This window comes from Desulfosporosinus acididurans (assembly GCF_001029285.1).
Lineage (GTDB): Bacteria > Bacillota > Desulfitobacteriia > Desulfitobacteriales > Desulfitobacteriaceae > Desulfosporosinus > Desulfosporosinus acididurans.
In genome coordinates this window covers 85,887-98,887 of record NZ_LDZY01000003.1, presented here as the reverse complement: position 1 = coordinate 98,887, position 13,001 = coordinate 85,887, and the positions used below count along the sequence as shown (strand labels likewise).

The 13,001-nt window shown below is 42.0% G+C and carries 11 protein-coding genes; 9 read left to right on the top strand and 2 right to left on the bottom strand.

Annotated elements, in window-relative coordinates; all coding sequences use genetic code 11:
• Positions 1-208 precede the first annotated feature (208 nt).
• Together DEAC_RS23730 and DEAC_RS04325 are read right to left on the bottom strand one after the other, a co-directional pair.
• Positions 209-1,570, bottom strand: a complete 1,362-nt coding sequence (locus DEAC_RS23730) for a hypothetical protein (RefSeq protein ID WP_047808818.1) — start codon at positions 1,568-1,570, stop codon at positions 209-211.
• Positions 1,557-2,045, bottom strand: coding sequence for an RNA polymerase sigma factor (locus tag DEAC_RS04325; protein ID WP_200903094.1), 489 nt, complete (start codon positions 2,043-2,045; stop codon positions 1,557-1,559). The genes DEAC_RS23730 and DEAC_RS04325 overlap by 14 nt, the downstream gene beginning before the upstream one ends.
• 217 nt (positions 2,046-2,262) lie before the next feature.
• Between DEAC_RS04325 and DEAC_RS04320 the strand changes: the two genes are divergently transcribed.
• The 9 genes from DEAC_RS04320 (at position 2,263) to DEAC_RS04280 (ending at position 12,920) form a co-directional block, all read left to right on the top strand.
• Positions 2,263-3,543: an HD-GYP domain-containing protein gene (locus DEAC_RS04320; protein ID WP_047808816.1), complete on the top strand. Its 1,281-nt coding sequence runs from the start codon at positions 2,263-2,265 to the stop codon at positions 3,541-3,543.
• A 197-nt stretch (positions 3,544-3,740) separates the two neighbouring features.
• Positions 3,741-5,072: a sensor histidine kinase gene (locus DEAC_RS04315; RefSeq protein ID WP_047808815.1), complete on the top strand. Its 1,332-nt coding sequence runs from the start codon at positions 3,741-3,743 to the stop codon at positions 5,070-5,072.
• Positions 5,069-5,695 carry a response regulator gene (locus tag DEAC_RS04310; protein WP_047808814.1) on the top strand — a complete coding sequence of 209 codons (627 nt, stop codon included), beginning with the start codon at positions 5,069-5,071 and terminating at the stop codon, positions 5,693-5,695. The genes DEAC_RS04315 and DEAC_RS04310 overlap by 4 nt, the downstream gene beginning before the upstream one ends.
• A gap of 416 nt (positions 5,696-6,111) precedes the next feature.
• Positions 6,112-7,686 (top strand): ABC transporter substrate-binding protein, encoded by a 1,575-nt coding sequence (locus tag DEAC_RS04305; RefSeq protein WP_047808813.1) that lies wholly within the window; start codon positions 6,112-6,114, stop codon positions 7,684-7,686.
• Positions 7,687-7,973: 287 nt separating this feature from the next.
• A complete protein-coding gene (locus tag DEAC_RS04300) occupies positions 7,974-8,990 on the top strand; it encodes an ABC transporter permease (RefSeq protein ID WP_047808812.1) in 1,017 nt (338 codons plus the stop codon).
• Positions 8,991-8,995: 5 nt separating this feature from the next.
• A complete protein-coding gene (locus DEAC_RS04295) occupies positions 8,996-9,925 on the top strand; it encodes an ABC transporter permease (protein WP_047808811.1) in 930 nt (309 codons plus the stop codon).
• A 13-nt stretch (positions 9,926-9,938) separates the two neighbouring features.
• Positions 9,939-10,922 carry an ABC transporter ATP-binding protein gene (locus DEAC_RS04290; protein ID WP_047808810.1) on the top strand — a complete coding sequence of 328 codons (984 nt, stop codon included), beginning with the start codon at positions 9,939-9,941 and terminating at the stop codon, positions 10,920-10,922.
• Entirely contained in the window at positions 10,919-11,887 is a 969-nt protein-coding gene (locus tag DEAC_RS04285; RefSeq protein WP_047808809.1) for an ABC transporter ATP-binding protein, read from the top strand. The genes DEAC_RS04290 and DEAC_RS04285 overlap by 4 nt, the downstream gene beginning before the upstream one ends.
• Positions 11,888-12,383: 496 nt before the next feature.
• On the top strand, positions 12,384-12,920 hold the full coding sequence (locus DEAC_RS04280; RefSeq protein WP_047808808.1) for a PadR family transcriptional regulator: 537 nt from the start codon (positions 12,384-12,386) through the stop codon (positions 12,918-12,920).
• Positions 12,921-13,001: the final 81 nt, after the last annotated feature.

Genomic DNA, 13,001 nt, shown 5'->3' with positions numbered 1-13,001 from the left:
CGCCTTAGTAAAATAACTAATAACCATTCAATTGTAAGATGTCCGCTTCTATCGTTGTTGGGGCAATCACCCCTTTCATAGTAATTAATAGCCAGAGCTTGTTAACCACAAGTGAACTCGTTCAGCTAAAGCTGAACATCGAGACTTCGGTGGGGGACCCACTCCCACTTAAAGAAGTGGGAGTCTTACGATTGGATCAATTTGCTGGTTAAGTCAGCCCATTCCAAAAGTTATTAAATGTAAGGCTGTCCACTTTGAAGAATATATTAACGCCATTGATATAGACATAGCCTTCCTTAAAAAGCCGTAATTCCACACCGCTGCCATCCTTTAAGCGGATATCTATAAATCGTTGATCCGTTGTACCCTGTTGAGAAAATAAATAGTCTAAGTCTTCTTCAGCCACAGGAACAGAGTTTTCTAATGCTGCCAGAAAGACATTAAATTGATCAAGATTTAACAGGGATTTGTAATTATTTTTCCCGTTGTTCCAACTATCGAAATCCTCATAACGAACGGAGGCAATATGGTTTTCGATCTGGAACTTACCAACTATATCATGTCCCGTTTTCACAGTGATGCCATTCAGACAATCAAAGAACTGAGCATCAACTTCACCGTTGATTTGTCCATACGTCATGATTCTGAAGCTCTTGTCATAGCCCTTGACGGAATAGACGTCTTGGATCCCAACCGTCGAAGCCAATTCTTCATCATAATCGTTCTGCTGACTCCATTCTGTGATAGTACTCTTTGTGGTGCCAAGCTTTTCGCCCACCAGCGCAGCGGCTCTGTTTAGATCCAGGGGTAAAGAGCTGTGAATATAAATCCTCCCTTGATAGACAATAAGCTCCATCATTTTTGCTGTTGTTACCGAATCTTTTGTCCTAACCGGTAATTGAACTTTGGGTATATAAATTCCCTCATTTTGCTGATTCAACCCTTGTGATATTGGCGCCTGTGAACTGACACCGTTATTGCCATTGCCTCTGAGCAAAGTTCTGGGTTCCGGTGTTGTTTCATTTCCAGCCGGGATTTGCTGAGAACTGTTGGCCCCGTTGTTCTGTTGAAGTGCTTCTGAGTTGCCATTTTGCTTAGTTGGAGGAAGAGAGGGTGCTTGGACGCCAGAGTCGCTTCGGGTTTGAGGAACGACAGTTTCAGTTTGGCTGTTATTTTGGCCGGTATGCTGGTCTGTAGGTTGATCGTTAATTTGACTGTTAATTTGGCTATTATTTAGATTGTTATTAGGTTGCGGGAGGTTTGAATTTTGAGCATTGTTTCCTTGTATTTTCTGTTCCGCTTGGTTGCCGCCTTTATTATCGGGAAGGAAGGCAATGGAAGTGTTATCGGGGGTGTTGTTTTGAACAGCTGATTTTGGAGGGGTTGCAATCTGATAATTGGCCAGTACTCCTGCCCCAATAGCCACGATAAGCCCAGCGGCTATTACAGCTATAGGTTTGAAGGGCATTCCCCTTGCCAGCTTCCCGTTTAATTTGGCGGATAATCTTTGTTCCATGTCATCATCCGGCTCAAGTTTTCCGATGACGCGTTTAATATCAAAGCTGTTCATTTTCATTTCCTTCCAATTCCAGTTTTAGAAGCTGACGACCCCTCTGCAAACGCATTTTTATTGCTGACTCTTTGCAGCTTAGAATTTGGGCGATTTCTTTAATCGAATAATCTTCAAAATAATAAAGGTAAATTACCGATTTATACTTCGTAGGCAGGTTGATAATTTCTTTTAAAATACCGGAGTCTGCCGGATCATCGTAATAATGATCGATTTCCTCCATTTTTATGACTCGTTTGTGCCAAACACTGCGCAGGGTATCCCGACAAAGATTAACCGTAACTTTAATAAGCCATGCTTTCTCATGGCCGTCATTATTAAAAGTCGGTGATTTGAACAGAAGCTTATAAAATACCTCTTGCATAATTTCTTCGGCATCATCTTTATTTCCGAGATGAACCATGGCAATTTTGAAAACCATGTCACCATACAACTTGTATCTTGTTGAAAAATTACTGCCAGGCCATTGGGGCATGTAAGAATCTCCTTTCATCTATAACACGATTGATTATAGAAAAAAGTCACAAAGTCAATTATAATTTTTTGAAGAAAAATAAACTTTATCTTTTTGCGGCGAGAAGACTCCCTCAGCATTATCTAAAATGGAATCCTGAAAACAAAAGACGATGACATTGCTAATTATTTCATGCTATTATTGGTTTATAAGCTTCAAGAATGATGGGGTTTAAAAAATGAACAACTTGCCCATTAAATTTAAGCGTTTTCTCCTGCTGATAACGGTTCTGGCGTCTGCACTTCTCTTGGTTTCAATAGTTCATACGAAATGGACCTCAGCAACGATAACACATCTTTTGATTTTAGGAATACTTGCCGTACTTTGTGAATCATTTCCTGTAGCCTTACCGCGAGGTGGGTTTGTCACAGTAAGTTTTGCCGTTTTCTACACGGCGTTAATTTTATACCCTGGAGGCGTTGCTTTTTCAGTTTCAGTATTAGGAGGTCTCTTTCCGTTGGGGAGGGGCGCCAAAGAACATCCTTTGTTTAAACGGCTATATAACAGTTCTCAGTATTTGTTATCTCAGGCCGTTGCTCAATATGTTTTGTGGCTTGCGGGAATTGGCGGCGGTTTTCATAATAAGTTTCGTTCCCTCGTCATATATGTCATGGTATCTCTAATTTATATGCTTTCCAATATTTCCCTTGTGACAATAGGCTTAAGTTTTCTGAAAGATAAGCCGATGCGGGCAATTTGGCTGAGTAATATGCGCTGGGTGCTGCCAAATATTATTATTCTCGCCCCTGTAGGGTACATAATGGCTTTGATTTATTATCACCATGGACCTTTGGGACTTTTACTGCTTTTAATACCGCTCTTAGCAGCGCACAGGTCTTTTCAGCTTTATATTACCATGCGAAAAGGTCATCTCGAAACCGTTGGTGCTCTTGTCCAGGCCCTTGAAGCAAAGGATAATTATACCAGCGGGCATTCGTCCAGAGTCGAAAGACTTGCACTTATTATAGCCGAGGCCATTGAGATGAGTGAGGATAAAATTGAATTTCTGAAGTATGCGGCTGTTTTGCATGATGTTGGCAAGATCGGGATAAGTGATGTTATTCTCAATAAGGAAGGAGAACTTCTGGAGACGGAGTGGGATTTAATTCGCAGCCATCCCGTTATCGGACAAGGGATCATCGAAAATATTAAATTTATGTTTGATATCGGGAAAGTGGTACGTCATCATCATGAACGCTACGACGGAAAAGGATATCCTGACGGAATTAAGGAGGAGGAAATACCCTTAGAATCACGGATCATCGCCGTTGCCGATACATACGATGCAATCATCTCTGATCGAAGTTATCGACCGGGTAGATCGCATGATGAGGCGGTTGAAGAATTAATGAGAGTTTCAGGATCTCAACTGGACCCTGAATTAGTAGGCGTCTTCTGTGATTTAATGAAAAATGACTTTGAACAGAAAGAAGTCTGTTATCTAGGTTCCTTTACTTGATCCAGTTTTTAAGACCCTAACGTCTATTACTATTATTGACTTTCGCTCTGCAAAAGTTAAATGATTATAAAATTAACAAACATAAAATAAGAAAAGCCTTGAAGAGGATAATTGTTCCCTTTCAAGGCTATTTTGATATCCGGCTTCCTTTTTCATGGTATACTTATAATTAGCGAAGGGAGGGGCAACGGCAAGCTGTGAGGAAGATTCTTAAGTCTGTAAAAATATGGATAGGAATTGTGTTGTTCCTATTGGGAATATTAATACCTTATTGGATAAAACCGCAGCTCATTGGCTTGGACCAATTACTGCAAACGATGCATCATAAGACAGACGGAAGTGCCTTGATGGTAAATGCCTTCCTGATCGTGTCTATTAATACGATTATTTCTATACCTCAGTTTCTCAGCGTGGTTATGTTAGGGGATGGAATGGCGGAAGTCTTTGAACGTCCTGCCTTAAAAACCGTCATCCCTTTGACCGTTGTTCCTTGCGCTTATGTAATTGTAAACTTGGTTACTCCCTTAAACTACAGCTTTGGAGCTACGGACATTTTTTTATGGCTCATGATTGTAGTGATGCAGACCTTAAGCAAACAAAAATTGAATATTGGGATGAAACTCTTGGTTTTTTCTCAATTGATTTTTGGCGTCGCTTGGTTAAATCAAGTTCCTTTTCTAACACCTTACGGCTTTGGCCAGGGTTCCTTATCATTAAAATTGAAACAATCAGCAATTCAAATTGGATTTGGCGAGGTTTTAACGCTTTATGCCAATGTGCTTTTCTTTATCTTCGTTGCCAGTGCTATCACGTTGTGGGTTTATTTGATTTTATATATGGAGAAATGGGCGATTTCTCAGGATTTGCTTCGTGCCCAGCTTGAAGCTAATGAATCCCGTTCGGGACGAGAGGTGCTTCATTTAGTTCATGATCTTAAAACGCCTTTAGCGACCATTGAGGGGCTGGTTTCTCTTATGGAGACGCGCTGGCCGGACCCAAAGATGCAGGAATACTGTCAAACGATTTATCGTTCCATTAATTCTATGAGTGCCATGGTATCGGAGATCTTATATGAAGATCGCAAAAATTGGTGTGAACTAAAAGACCTAATTGACTATATCCGAGCCACCCGTCTAAGTGGGACAAACTTATCCGTGGATATTGAATTAGAGGGAGAACCGCGATCAAATCTCTATATTAATAAAATCAGGTTAACTCGGGCAATCATAAATTTGATTGACAATGCCTTAGATGCAGTGCAGAATCGTGAAAATGGGAGGGTTATTTTGCGTGCCAAAACATTGGAAAATACAGTGAACCTTGAAGTGGAAGACAATGGCTATGGTATAACAGCAAGCGATGTTAAAAGAATCTGGAAGACCGGATACAGCACCAAAAACCATCCTGGTTTTGGCCTGGCCTTTGTACGACAGGTCGCTGAAGGGCATGAAGGATTTGTTAATATAAAAAGCGTCGTCGGTCAGGGAACTAAGGTTTGGATAACCTTGCCTTTGGGAGAGAGCCAATGAGAATAATAATTATGGATGATGAGCAGTCACTGCGCTATACCTTAAGCGAAATATTCAGTTTTGCCGGATGGGAGCCTATAGCCTATCCCAATGGCAGAGAAGGAATCGAAGGCTTCCTTAACCATGGAGCAGATATTATTTTAGTCGATTATCATATGCCGGAAATTGATGGTCTTGAAACGGTTCGCTTGATTAGAGAACATGATCAAGAAATCCCTATCCTTGTTCTCACTGTGGATGAACGGCAGGAAATTGCTGATCGTTTTCTGGATGCAGGCGCTACTGACTTTGCCCTTAAACCGGCCAAGGCACCGGATTTAATTGCCCGGGTCCAATTGCACATGCGGCTGCTGTATATGACTAAGGCGGTACAAGCCAATACCAAAGTACAAAACGAAGTTTTTGTTACCAAAGGAATTAGTAAATCAACGCTCTCGTATATCGAACGATATCTTACAGATTGTCCTGAACCTTCTACCGTAGAGGAGATCTCCAAAGAGCTGTCTCTTGCGGTCCCTACTGTTTATCGCTATCTCACTTATCTTGTTAATAATGGTAAAGTTCAGTCAATACCGAGTTATCAAAAAATTGGGCGGCCCAAAAATCGCTATTGTTGGATTTGATTTATGATCCGGAGTTGAATTATAGTTGGGATTAGCAGCGGCACTTACTATGAAGCATATTAGTAAGTGCCGTATTTATTGATCCGGTTTTTAAGGTCCCCACGTCTATAAGTGGGGGGTGTGTCCTTCGTTAACTTCAGGTGGGGAAGAGTCCTCCTTCGTCGCTAAGTACTCCTATCGGGGCTTCAGCTTTAGCTCAACGAGTTCACTTATAAAAATGGATAGATATTTATTATGTGTCTTATATAATAGTAACCGATTTAGGATTGTATACAATAATCAAACACTTTTTATCTTTTTTATTTCTTTAGTTGGTCAGGTTCATTTGCTATAATTAGGGAAAATAATTTGGAGGTGTTATATAAAATATAGGAAATATGTGATATTTTCTAATTCAACAAAGTAGGAGGAAGAAAATGAGAAAGATAAGAAGAATGATGGCCCTTGCTCTATCTGCAACCCTTGCCCTTGTTTCCTTAACAGGTTGCGGCAGCAGCTCTACTAACGGCAGCGCAGCGAGCAGCAGTTCCGCGAAAGGCAGCGATACCTTGGTTTATGCTCAAGGGGCAGAACCTAGAGGATTGGACCCGGCTCTCGTTGATGACGGCGAATCCGCTAAAGTAATGAGTAATATTTATGAAGGACTTTTAAAGTATGATAAAGATTCCACGAAGGTACAACCCTGCCTGGCTACCAGCTGGGATATAAGCCCTGATGGACTCAGCTATACCTTCCATCTTCGTAAAGGTGTTAAATTCCAAGACGGCACTGATTTTAATGCCGATGCAGTGAAGGCTAATATTGACCGTCAGCTGCCGCCTAAGGTTACTCAGGATATGGCATATGCCTCCTTTGTCTTCGGTTCTGTGAAAGACGTACAGGTAGTTGACCCAAATACCGTTAAAATTAACTTGAAGTCTCCAAGTACTCCATTCTTAAAGAATTTAGCAATGATCATGGCCGCACCCATGATTAGTCCTAAAGATCTTAAAGATAATAACAATAACGTTAACCAAAAACCTGTAGGAACAGGCCCTTACAAATTCGTCAAGTGGGATAAGGATCAAGACATTGTCTTAGTTGCCAATGATCAATATTGGGGAACTAAGCCTCTGATTAAAAATGTTGTCTTTAAATTTATCAAAGACAATTCAGCCCGCGTTGTGGCCTTAAACAATGGTGAAGCTGATGTTATCGATGGTATTGACGCTACTGTTGTAAAGCAGATTACCGATGCCGGCAACAAGATTTTCCAGGCACCGGGCATGAACATCAACTACATGGCTTACAATACCTCACGCAAACCCTTCAATGACAAAAATCTCCGCGCTGCTATATCTCAGGCGATCAATGTTCCTGAATTGGTAAAGAGTTTATATAAAGGCTATGCTGAACCTGCAACCTCGATTATGCCAACCTTCATGGAAGGGTATGACAAGAGCATTTCTCAAGTAGCCTATGATCCGCAAGCTGCAGCCAAAACGTTAAAAGCTGCCGGATTAACGACTGTTCACATGATTACCTATACCAACCCAAGACCTTATAACACCGCAACCGGTCAGGTATTGGCCGAAGCTATTCAAGGTTATCTTTCCAAAGTTGGAGTAACCGTTAAAATTGATTCCTATGACTGGACCACTTATAAACAAAAAGTTAAAGAAGGAGATTATGATATTGCCTTCTACGGTTGGGTCGGCGATAACGGAGACCCAGATAACTTCATGAACCTCTTATCGGATCCCGATCCGACGATGAATATTGCCCTTTATAACAATCCTCAATTCAACGACTTAATTAAAAAAGGCGTAGCTACCCCTGCCGGTGACGCCCGCAACGCAATTTACACTCAATTAGAGAAAATTGCAGCTGCTGATGCTGTGTGGCTTCCCATTTCCCACGCTCAAACCCTTTGTGCTTACAGACCTAATGTCCAAAACTTCTATTTCCATATGACTGGTATTACTCCTTTTGTAGGTGTATCTAAGAAATAACTTTGGTGTAGTTCTTTAAGAATTTAGACTGCCGAGAACCGGTTTCAAGCCGGTTCCCGGTTTGTTTATTTTATCTTTTAGTTCACTCAATTGAAAAACTCCCGCTTCTGTATGTGGGAGCGGTTCCCATACCTTGCTTCGATGGTGGGGAGACTCTATCCTTCAGCGCGATAGCATTTGTTATGGGCTAGGCGCTTTCGGCGCAAGTGTCCACAGGACACTTGCGTCACCGAAGCCCCGATGTTCAGCTTTAGAGAACGAGTTCACTTGGGGGAAAGGTGTTGCTAATGCTCAGATATATCATAAAACGCTTATTAATGTTGATTCCCGTGCTTTTAGGGGTTTCGATTATTGTTTTCCTGATCATGCGCGTATTTTCACCGGATCCTGCGCCCATTGTTTTAGGCCAGCATGCCACCCAGCAGGCTGTAGCTGCCTGGCGGCAGGTCAATGGCTTAAATGACCCCATCTATTTGCAATATTATCATTATCTCACAGGCGCATTGACGGGAAATCTTGGGACGTCCTACTATACTAAGCTTCCTGTTGTCAAAGAAATCATGTCACGTTTCCCGGCGACCATTGAACTGGCGATTGTTGCCATCATTTTGGCCTCATTTTTCGGTATAGTGATCGGTGTAATCTCTGCAGTCAAGAAGAACTCGATTTTCGATAATGCCGGGATGTTCATAGCCTTGATTGGTGTCTCGATGCCGATTTTTTGGCTGGGAATATTGTTAATTATTCTTTTCTCAGGTGCCCTGCACTGGCTTCCGTCTAATGGCCGAATTAATCCCCTCTTAGAGCCTGCGCATATCACTGGTTTTTTCCTCATTGACAGTTTGATGGCAGGTAATATGGACGCTTTCTTTGATGCCTTGCGGCATCTTATTTTGCCGGCAAGCGCTTTGGCCATGTATTCCATGGCGATTATCACCAGAATGACCCGCTCCAGCATGTTGGACACGCTGCAGCAGGACTTTATTCGAACGGCCCGGGCCAAAGGAGTTCCGGAGGGCAAAGTGGTCCGCAAGCATGCCTTGCGCAACGGCTTGATACCTATTGTCACCGTAATTGGTCTGCAGTTAGGCAGTCTTCTCGGCGGTGCTGTATTGACAGAGACAGTTTTCTCCTGGCCGGGGATTGGCGCTTATACTGTGGAATGTATTTTGAAATCTGATTTTCCAGTGGTTCAGGGTGTGGTATTACTGGTAGCTACCATTTATGTCTTAATGAATCTGATCGTCGATTTGATTTATGCCTTCCTTGATCCACGTATTAAATATTCTAAAAAAGAGGTGTAGCTTGTATGGAACCAAAATATTCTTCAAATCCCGATGAAAATCTACAGGCTGCAGAATACGTGGAAAAACCGGAATCGCAGCTTAAAGCAATGTGGGAAACACTCAGACAGAACAAAGCCGCAGTTGCCGGCCTGTTTATCATTGGAATTTTAGCAATTATTGCTCTGACAGTTTGGCTAAGTGAGCTCATGGGCAAACAGATATTACCCTATGACCCTAATTATGCCGATATGACGAAAAGTTTTATTAAACCTAATGCCCAGCACTGGTTTGGTACAGATCAACTAGGCAGGGATATGTTCAGCAGAATTCTTGACGGAACCAAAATCTCCTTGTTCGTAGGTGTTACAGCGGTAGCTATTTCCTTAACCATTGGAGTTATCTTTGGTGCTATTGCTGGTTATCGCGGCGGTAAAACGGATACAGTGATTATGAGGCTTATGGATATGATGCTGGCCATACCGTCGATCCTATTGGCTATCGCCTTTATGGCAGCCTTAGGCAAGGGCTTGGATAAAGCGATTATTGCCATTGGACTGGTATCTATTCCTGAGTATGCCCGTATCGTACGCGGCAGTATTCTTTCGGTTAAAGAAAATGATTATGTTCATGCGGCCAAAATTATGGGCAACAAAACGAGCCGTATTATCTATAAACATATTCTGCCTAATGTCATTTCCGTAATTGTTGTTAGGGCTACTTTGGGCGTTTCTACTGCAGTGTTGGATACAGCAGCCCTGGGTTTTCTGGGTCTGGGAGTACAGCCGCCCTTTGCTGAGTGGGGCGATATGCTTGGCCGGGCCAGGGGCTTCATTTTCTCGGCGCCTTATACACTCATCTTTCCCGGTATTGCCATCACGATTACTGTGTTGGCCTTTAACCTGTTAGGTGACGGGCTGCGGGATGCCCTTGATCCCAAATCCAGAATAAAATAAGGTGGTGAACAGGATGTTGCTGGAAGTAAAAAATTTGACAACGGAATTTAAGCTGAAGCGCGGTATAGTCAAGGCTGTCGATGATATCAGCTTTACGATAGATAAGGGTGAGATTCTGGCTATTGTCGGTGAGTCCGGCTCGGGTAAAAGCGTCACGTCTCTTTCCATCATGGGCCTTTTGCAAAAACCGGGCAAGGTTACCGGGGGGCAGATTTTTTATAAATCTCAGGATTTAAGTACCTTGAGCAAAAAAGAATTGCAAAAACTTCGCGGTAATCAGATCTCCATGATATTCCAAGAACCGATGACATCGCTTAATCCTGTTTGGCGTATCAAGGACCAGATCATGGAAAGCATTATGCTTCATATGAAACTTTCGAAAAAGGATGCCTTAGCACGGACGATTGAAATTTTAGAAACGGTTGGAATACCATCAGCGGCCCAGCGGGCCAACGATTACCCCCATCAAATGAGCGGCGGTATGCGCCAAAGGGTAATGACAGCTATGGCTCTGGCCTGCAACCCCGAACTATTGATTGCCGATGAGCCTACGACAGCTCTTGATGTGACCATTCAGGCTCAGATTTTGGAATTGCTTTATCGCATGAGAGAAAAGTTCCATATGGCAGTAATGCTTATTACTCATGATTTAGGCGTGGTTTCTGAAGCCGCTGACCGTGTTATTGTTATGTACTGCGGTAAAATCATGGAAGAGGCAGATGTCAGAACCTTATTCAATAATCCGATGCATCCCTATACGATTGGCTTGCTGAAGTCCATCCCGCAAATCGATAATGACAGCGACGAACGCTTATATATGATCAAAGGGATGGTCCCTAACCCTTTGAATATGCCTAAAGGTTGTCCCTTTTCTGATCGCTGTGAGCAGAGTATGGAACGATGTACTCAAGAAATGCCCCAATTGCAGGACATTGACGGCCATAAGGTCCGGTGCTTTTTACATGATGCAAAGGAAGGGGGATCGGCTAAACAATGAGTGAAGTGTTGATGGATATCCAGGACCTTGCGAAACATTTTGTAATCGATACCAATTTCTTTGGTAAGCCTGTCTCGGTCTTAAAAGCTGTTGACGGCGTGTCCTTTAGCATCAATCAAGGTGAGGCCTTTGGCTTAGTAGGTGAATCCGGCTGCGGAAAAACGACTCTCGGCAAAATTTTAGTAAATCTTTACCGGCCGACCAGCGGCAAATTATTTTTTGAAGGTAAGGATTTGACAGTTCTTAATGAAGAACAGCGCCGTGCATACTGTAAGGATATCCAGATGATCTTTCAGGACCCCTACGCTTCACTGAATCCAAAAATGACAGTAGGTGATATCATTGCCGAGCCGATTCTGATCAATGGCCTGCTGCCGAGAAATCAGGTGGAAGAGCGTGTAATCTATCTTTTAAACTGTGTAGGGCTGGCTCGACACCAGCGTAACCGTTACCCGCACGAATTCTCCGGCGGGCAGCGTCAGCGTGTCGGAATTGCCCGTGCCTTGGCGGTAGAACCGAAGATCATTGTCTGTGACGAACCGGTATCCGCTTTGGACGTGTCCATTCAGGCTCAGGTCTTGAATCTGTTAGGAGATTTAAAGGAAGAGTTTGGTCTGACCTATCTCTTTATTGCCCACGGCTTGAATGTTGTTAAACATATTAGTGACCGTGTAGGCGTCATGTATTTGGGCAAACTGGTAGAAGTTGCCCCGAAGAAAGAACTTTATGCCAATCCTTTGCATCCCTATACCCAAGCCCTGCTTTCTGCTATTCCCGTCATAAATCCTGAGAAGAAAATGGAACGCATCATTTTAGAAGGGGACGTACCCAGCCCCATCAATCCGCCTGCAGGCTGTCGTTTTTGTTCGCGCTGCTTTAAAAAACTGGAACAGTGTAAACTCAACGAACCAAAATTAAAAGAAGTTTCTCCTGGCCATTTTGTTGCTTGCCATTTATTTGATTGAAAAGAAAACTTACAGTCAATTGTAGTAAGAAATGAAATATTAACAGTGCTAAAATGTCTGCTGTAAAACAACTTTCATTAATCAGCAAATTGCTATTGCCAATTCATTTGGAGCAAATAAAAACGAGTAAACGGGTTATACTAGCAAAAGCCTCTTAATTAAGACACATTCATAATCCAATAATTTTGTCCCAATATTTTATGGTTATCTCTATTGGGGCATTGCGCAAGGACCTCCGGACGCGGAGGTCCTCATTAGTTTTCCCAATTCACAAATTCACCTCCCATAATAAGGTTTAACACTTTCTAAAGATCTTTTTCATTAAATCCTAACAGAATTCGTTTATCCTATAAAAAGGGCATGTTATAAGCTGATGATACAGAAGAGAACTTAATCTACATAATTTGGAAGTGAAATGGAGGCGATTTCTTCTTGACTGGTACTACTAATAATACTACTATTGCAAGTAGTACTTAAATGAGGATGGGTGAAATCTATGTTATCAAATAAAGAACTTATGTTATTAAAATTCGTCAAGACTAAACCGTCCTATGCTTATGAAATAGAAAAGATGATTGAAGATCGGGAAATAAGAACATGGGTCAAAATTGGGGGTACGACAATCTATCAGGCCTTAGATAGGTTATGCAATAAGGGCCTTCTCGCATACAAAATTGAAAAAGAGGGGAACATGCCCCAACGGAAACGCTACTACATAACGGAAAACGGCAATAAAGCCTTTGAAAATGCAACTGAAAAAATTTTGAAACACAGTGAACGCTACTACTTTGATTTAAGCGTCGGTTTGTCTTGTCGCAATTTAATGGATTCGGAAATTTTCAAGCAAACCATTCAAGAACGCTTAATAAATCTAAATGATTTTGTGAACCATTTTAATGAGAAGTTCGCAAAAACAAAAGAGTTATATCCTACGAAGAGACTGATGGTAAAAGAATATCTTCTGTCTCATTATCAGCTAGAGCAACGGTTCCTGGAAAAAATCTTAAAGGAGATGGACAATAAAGGCGAATAATCGAGAGCAATCCGTTTCACAAAACTAAGTGAAGATTTTAATTTGCAGTTATGAACGACAATGTCAAGTTTGGAGGTTAAT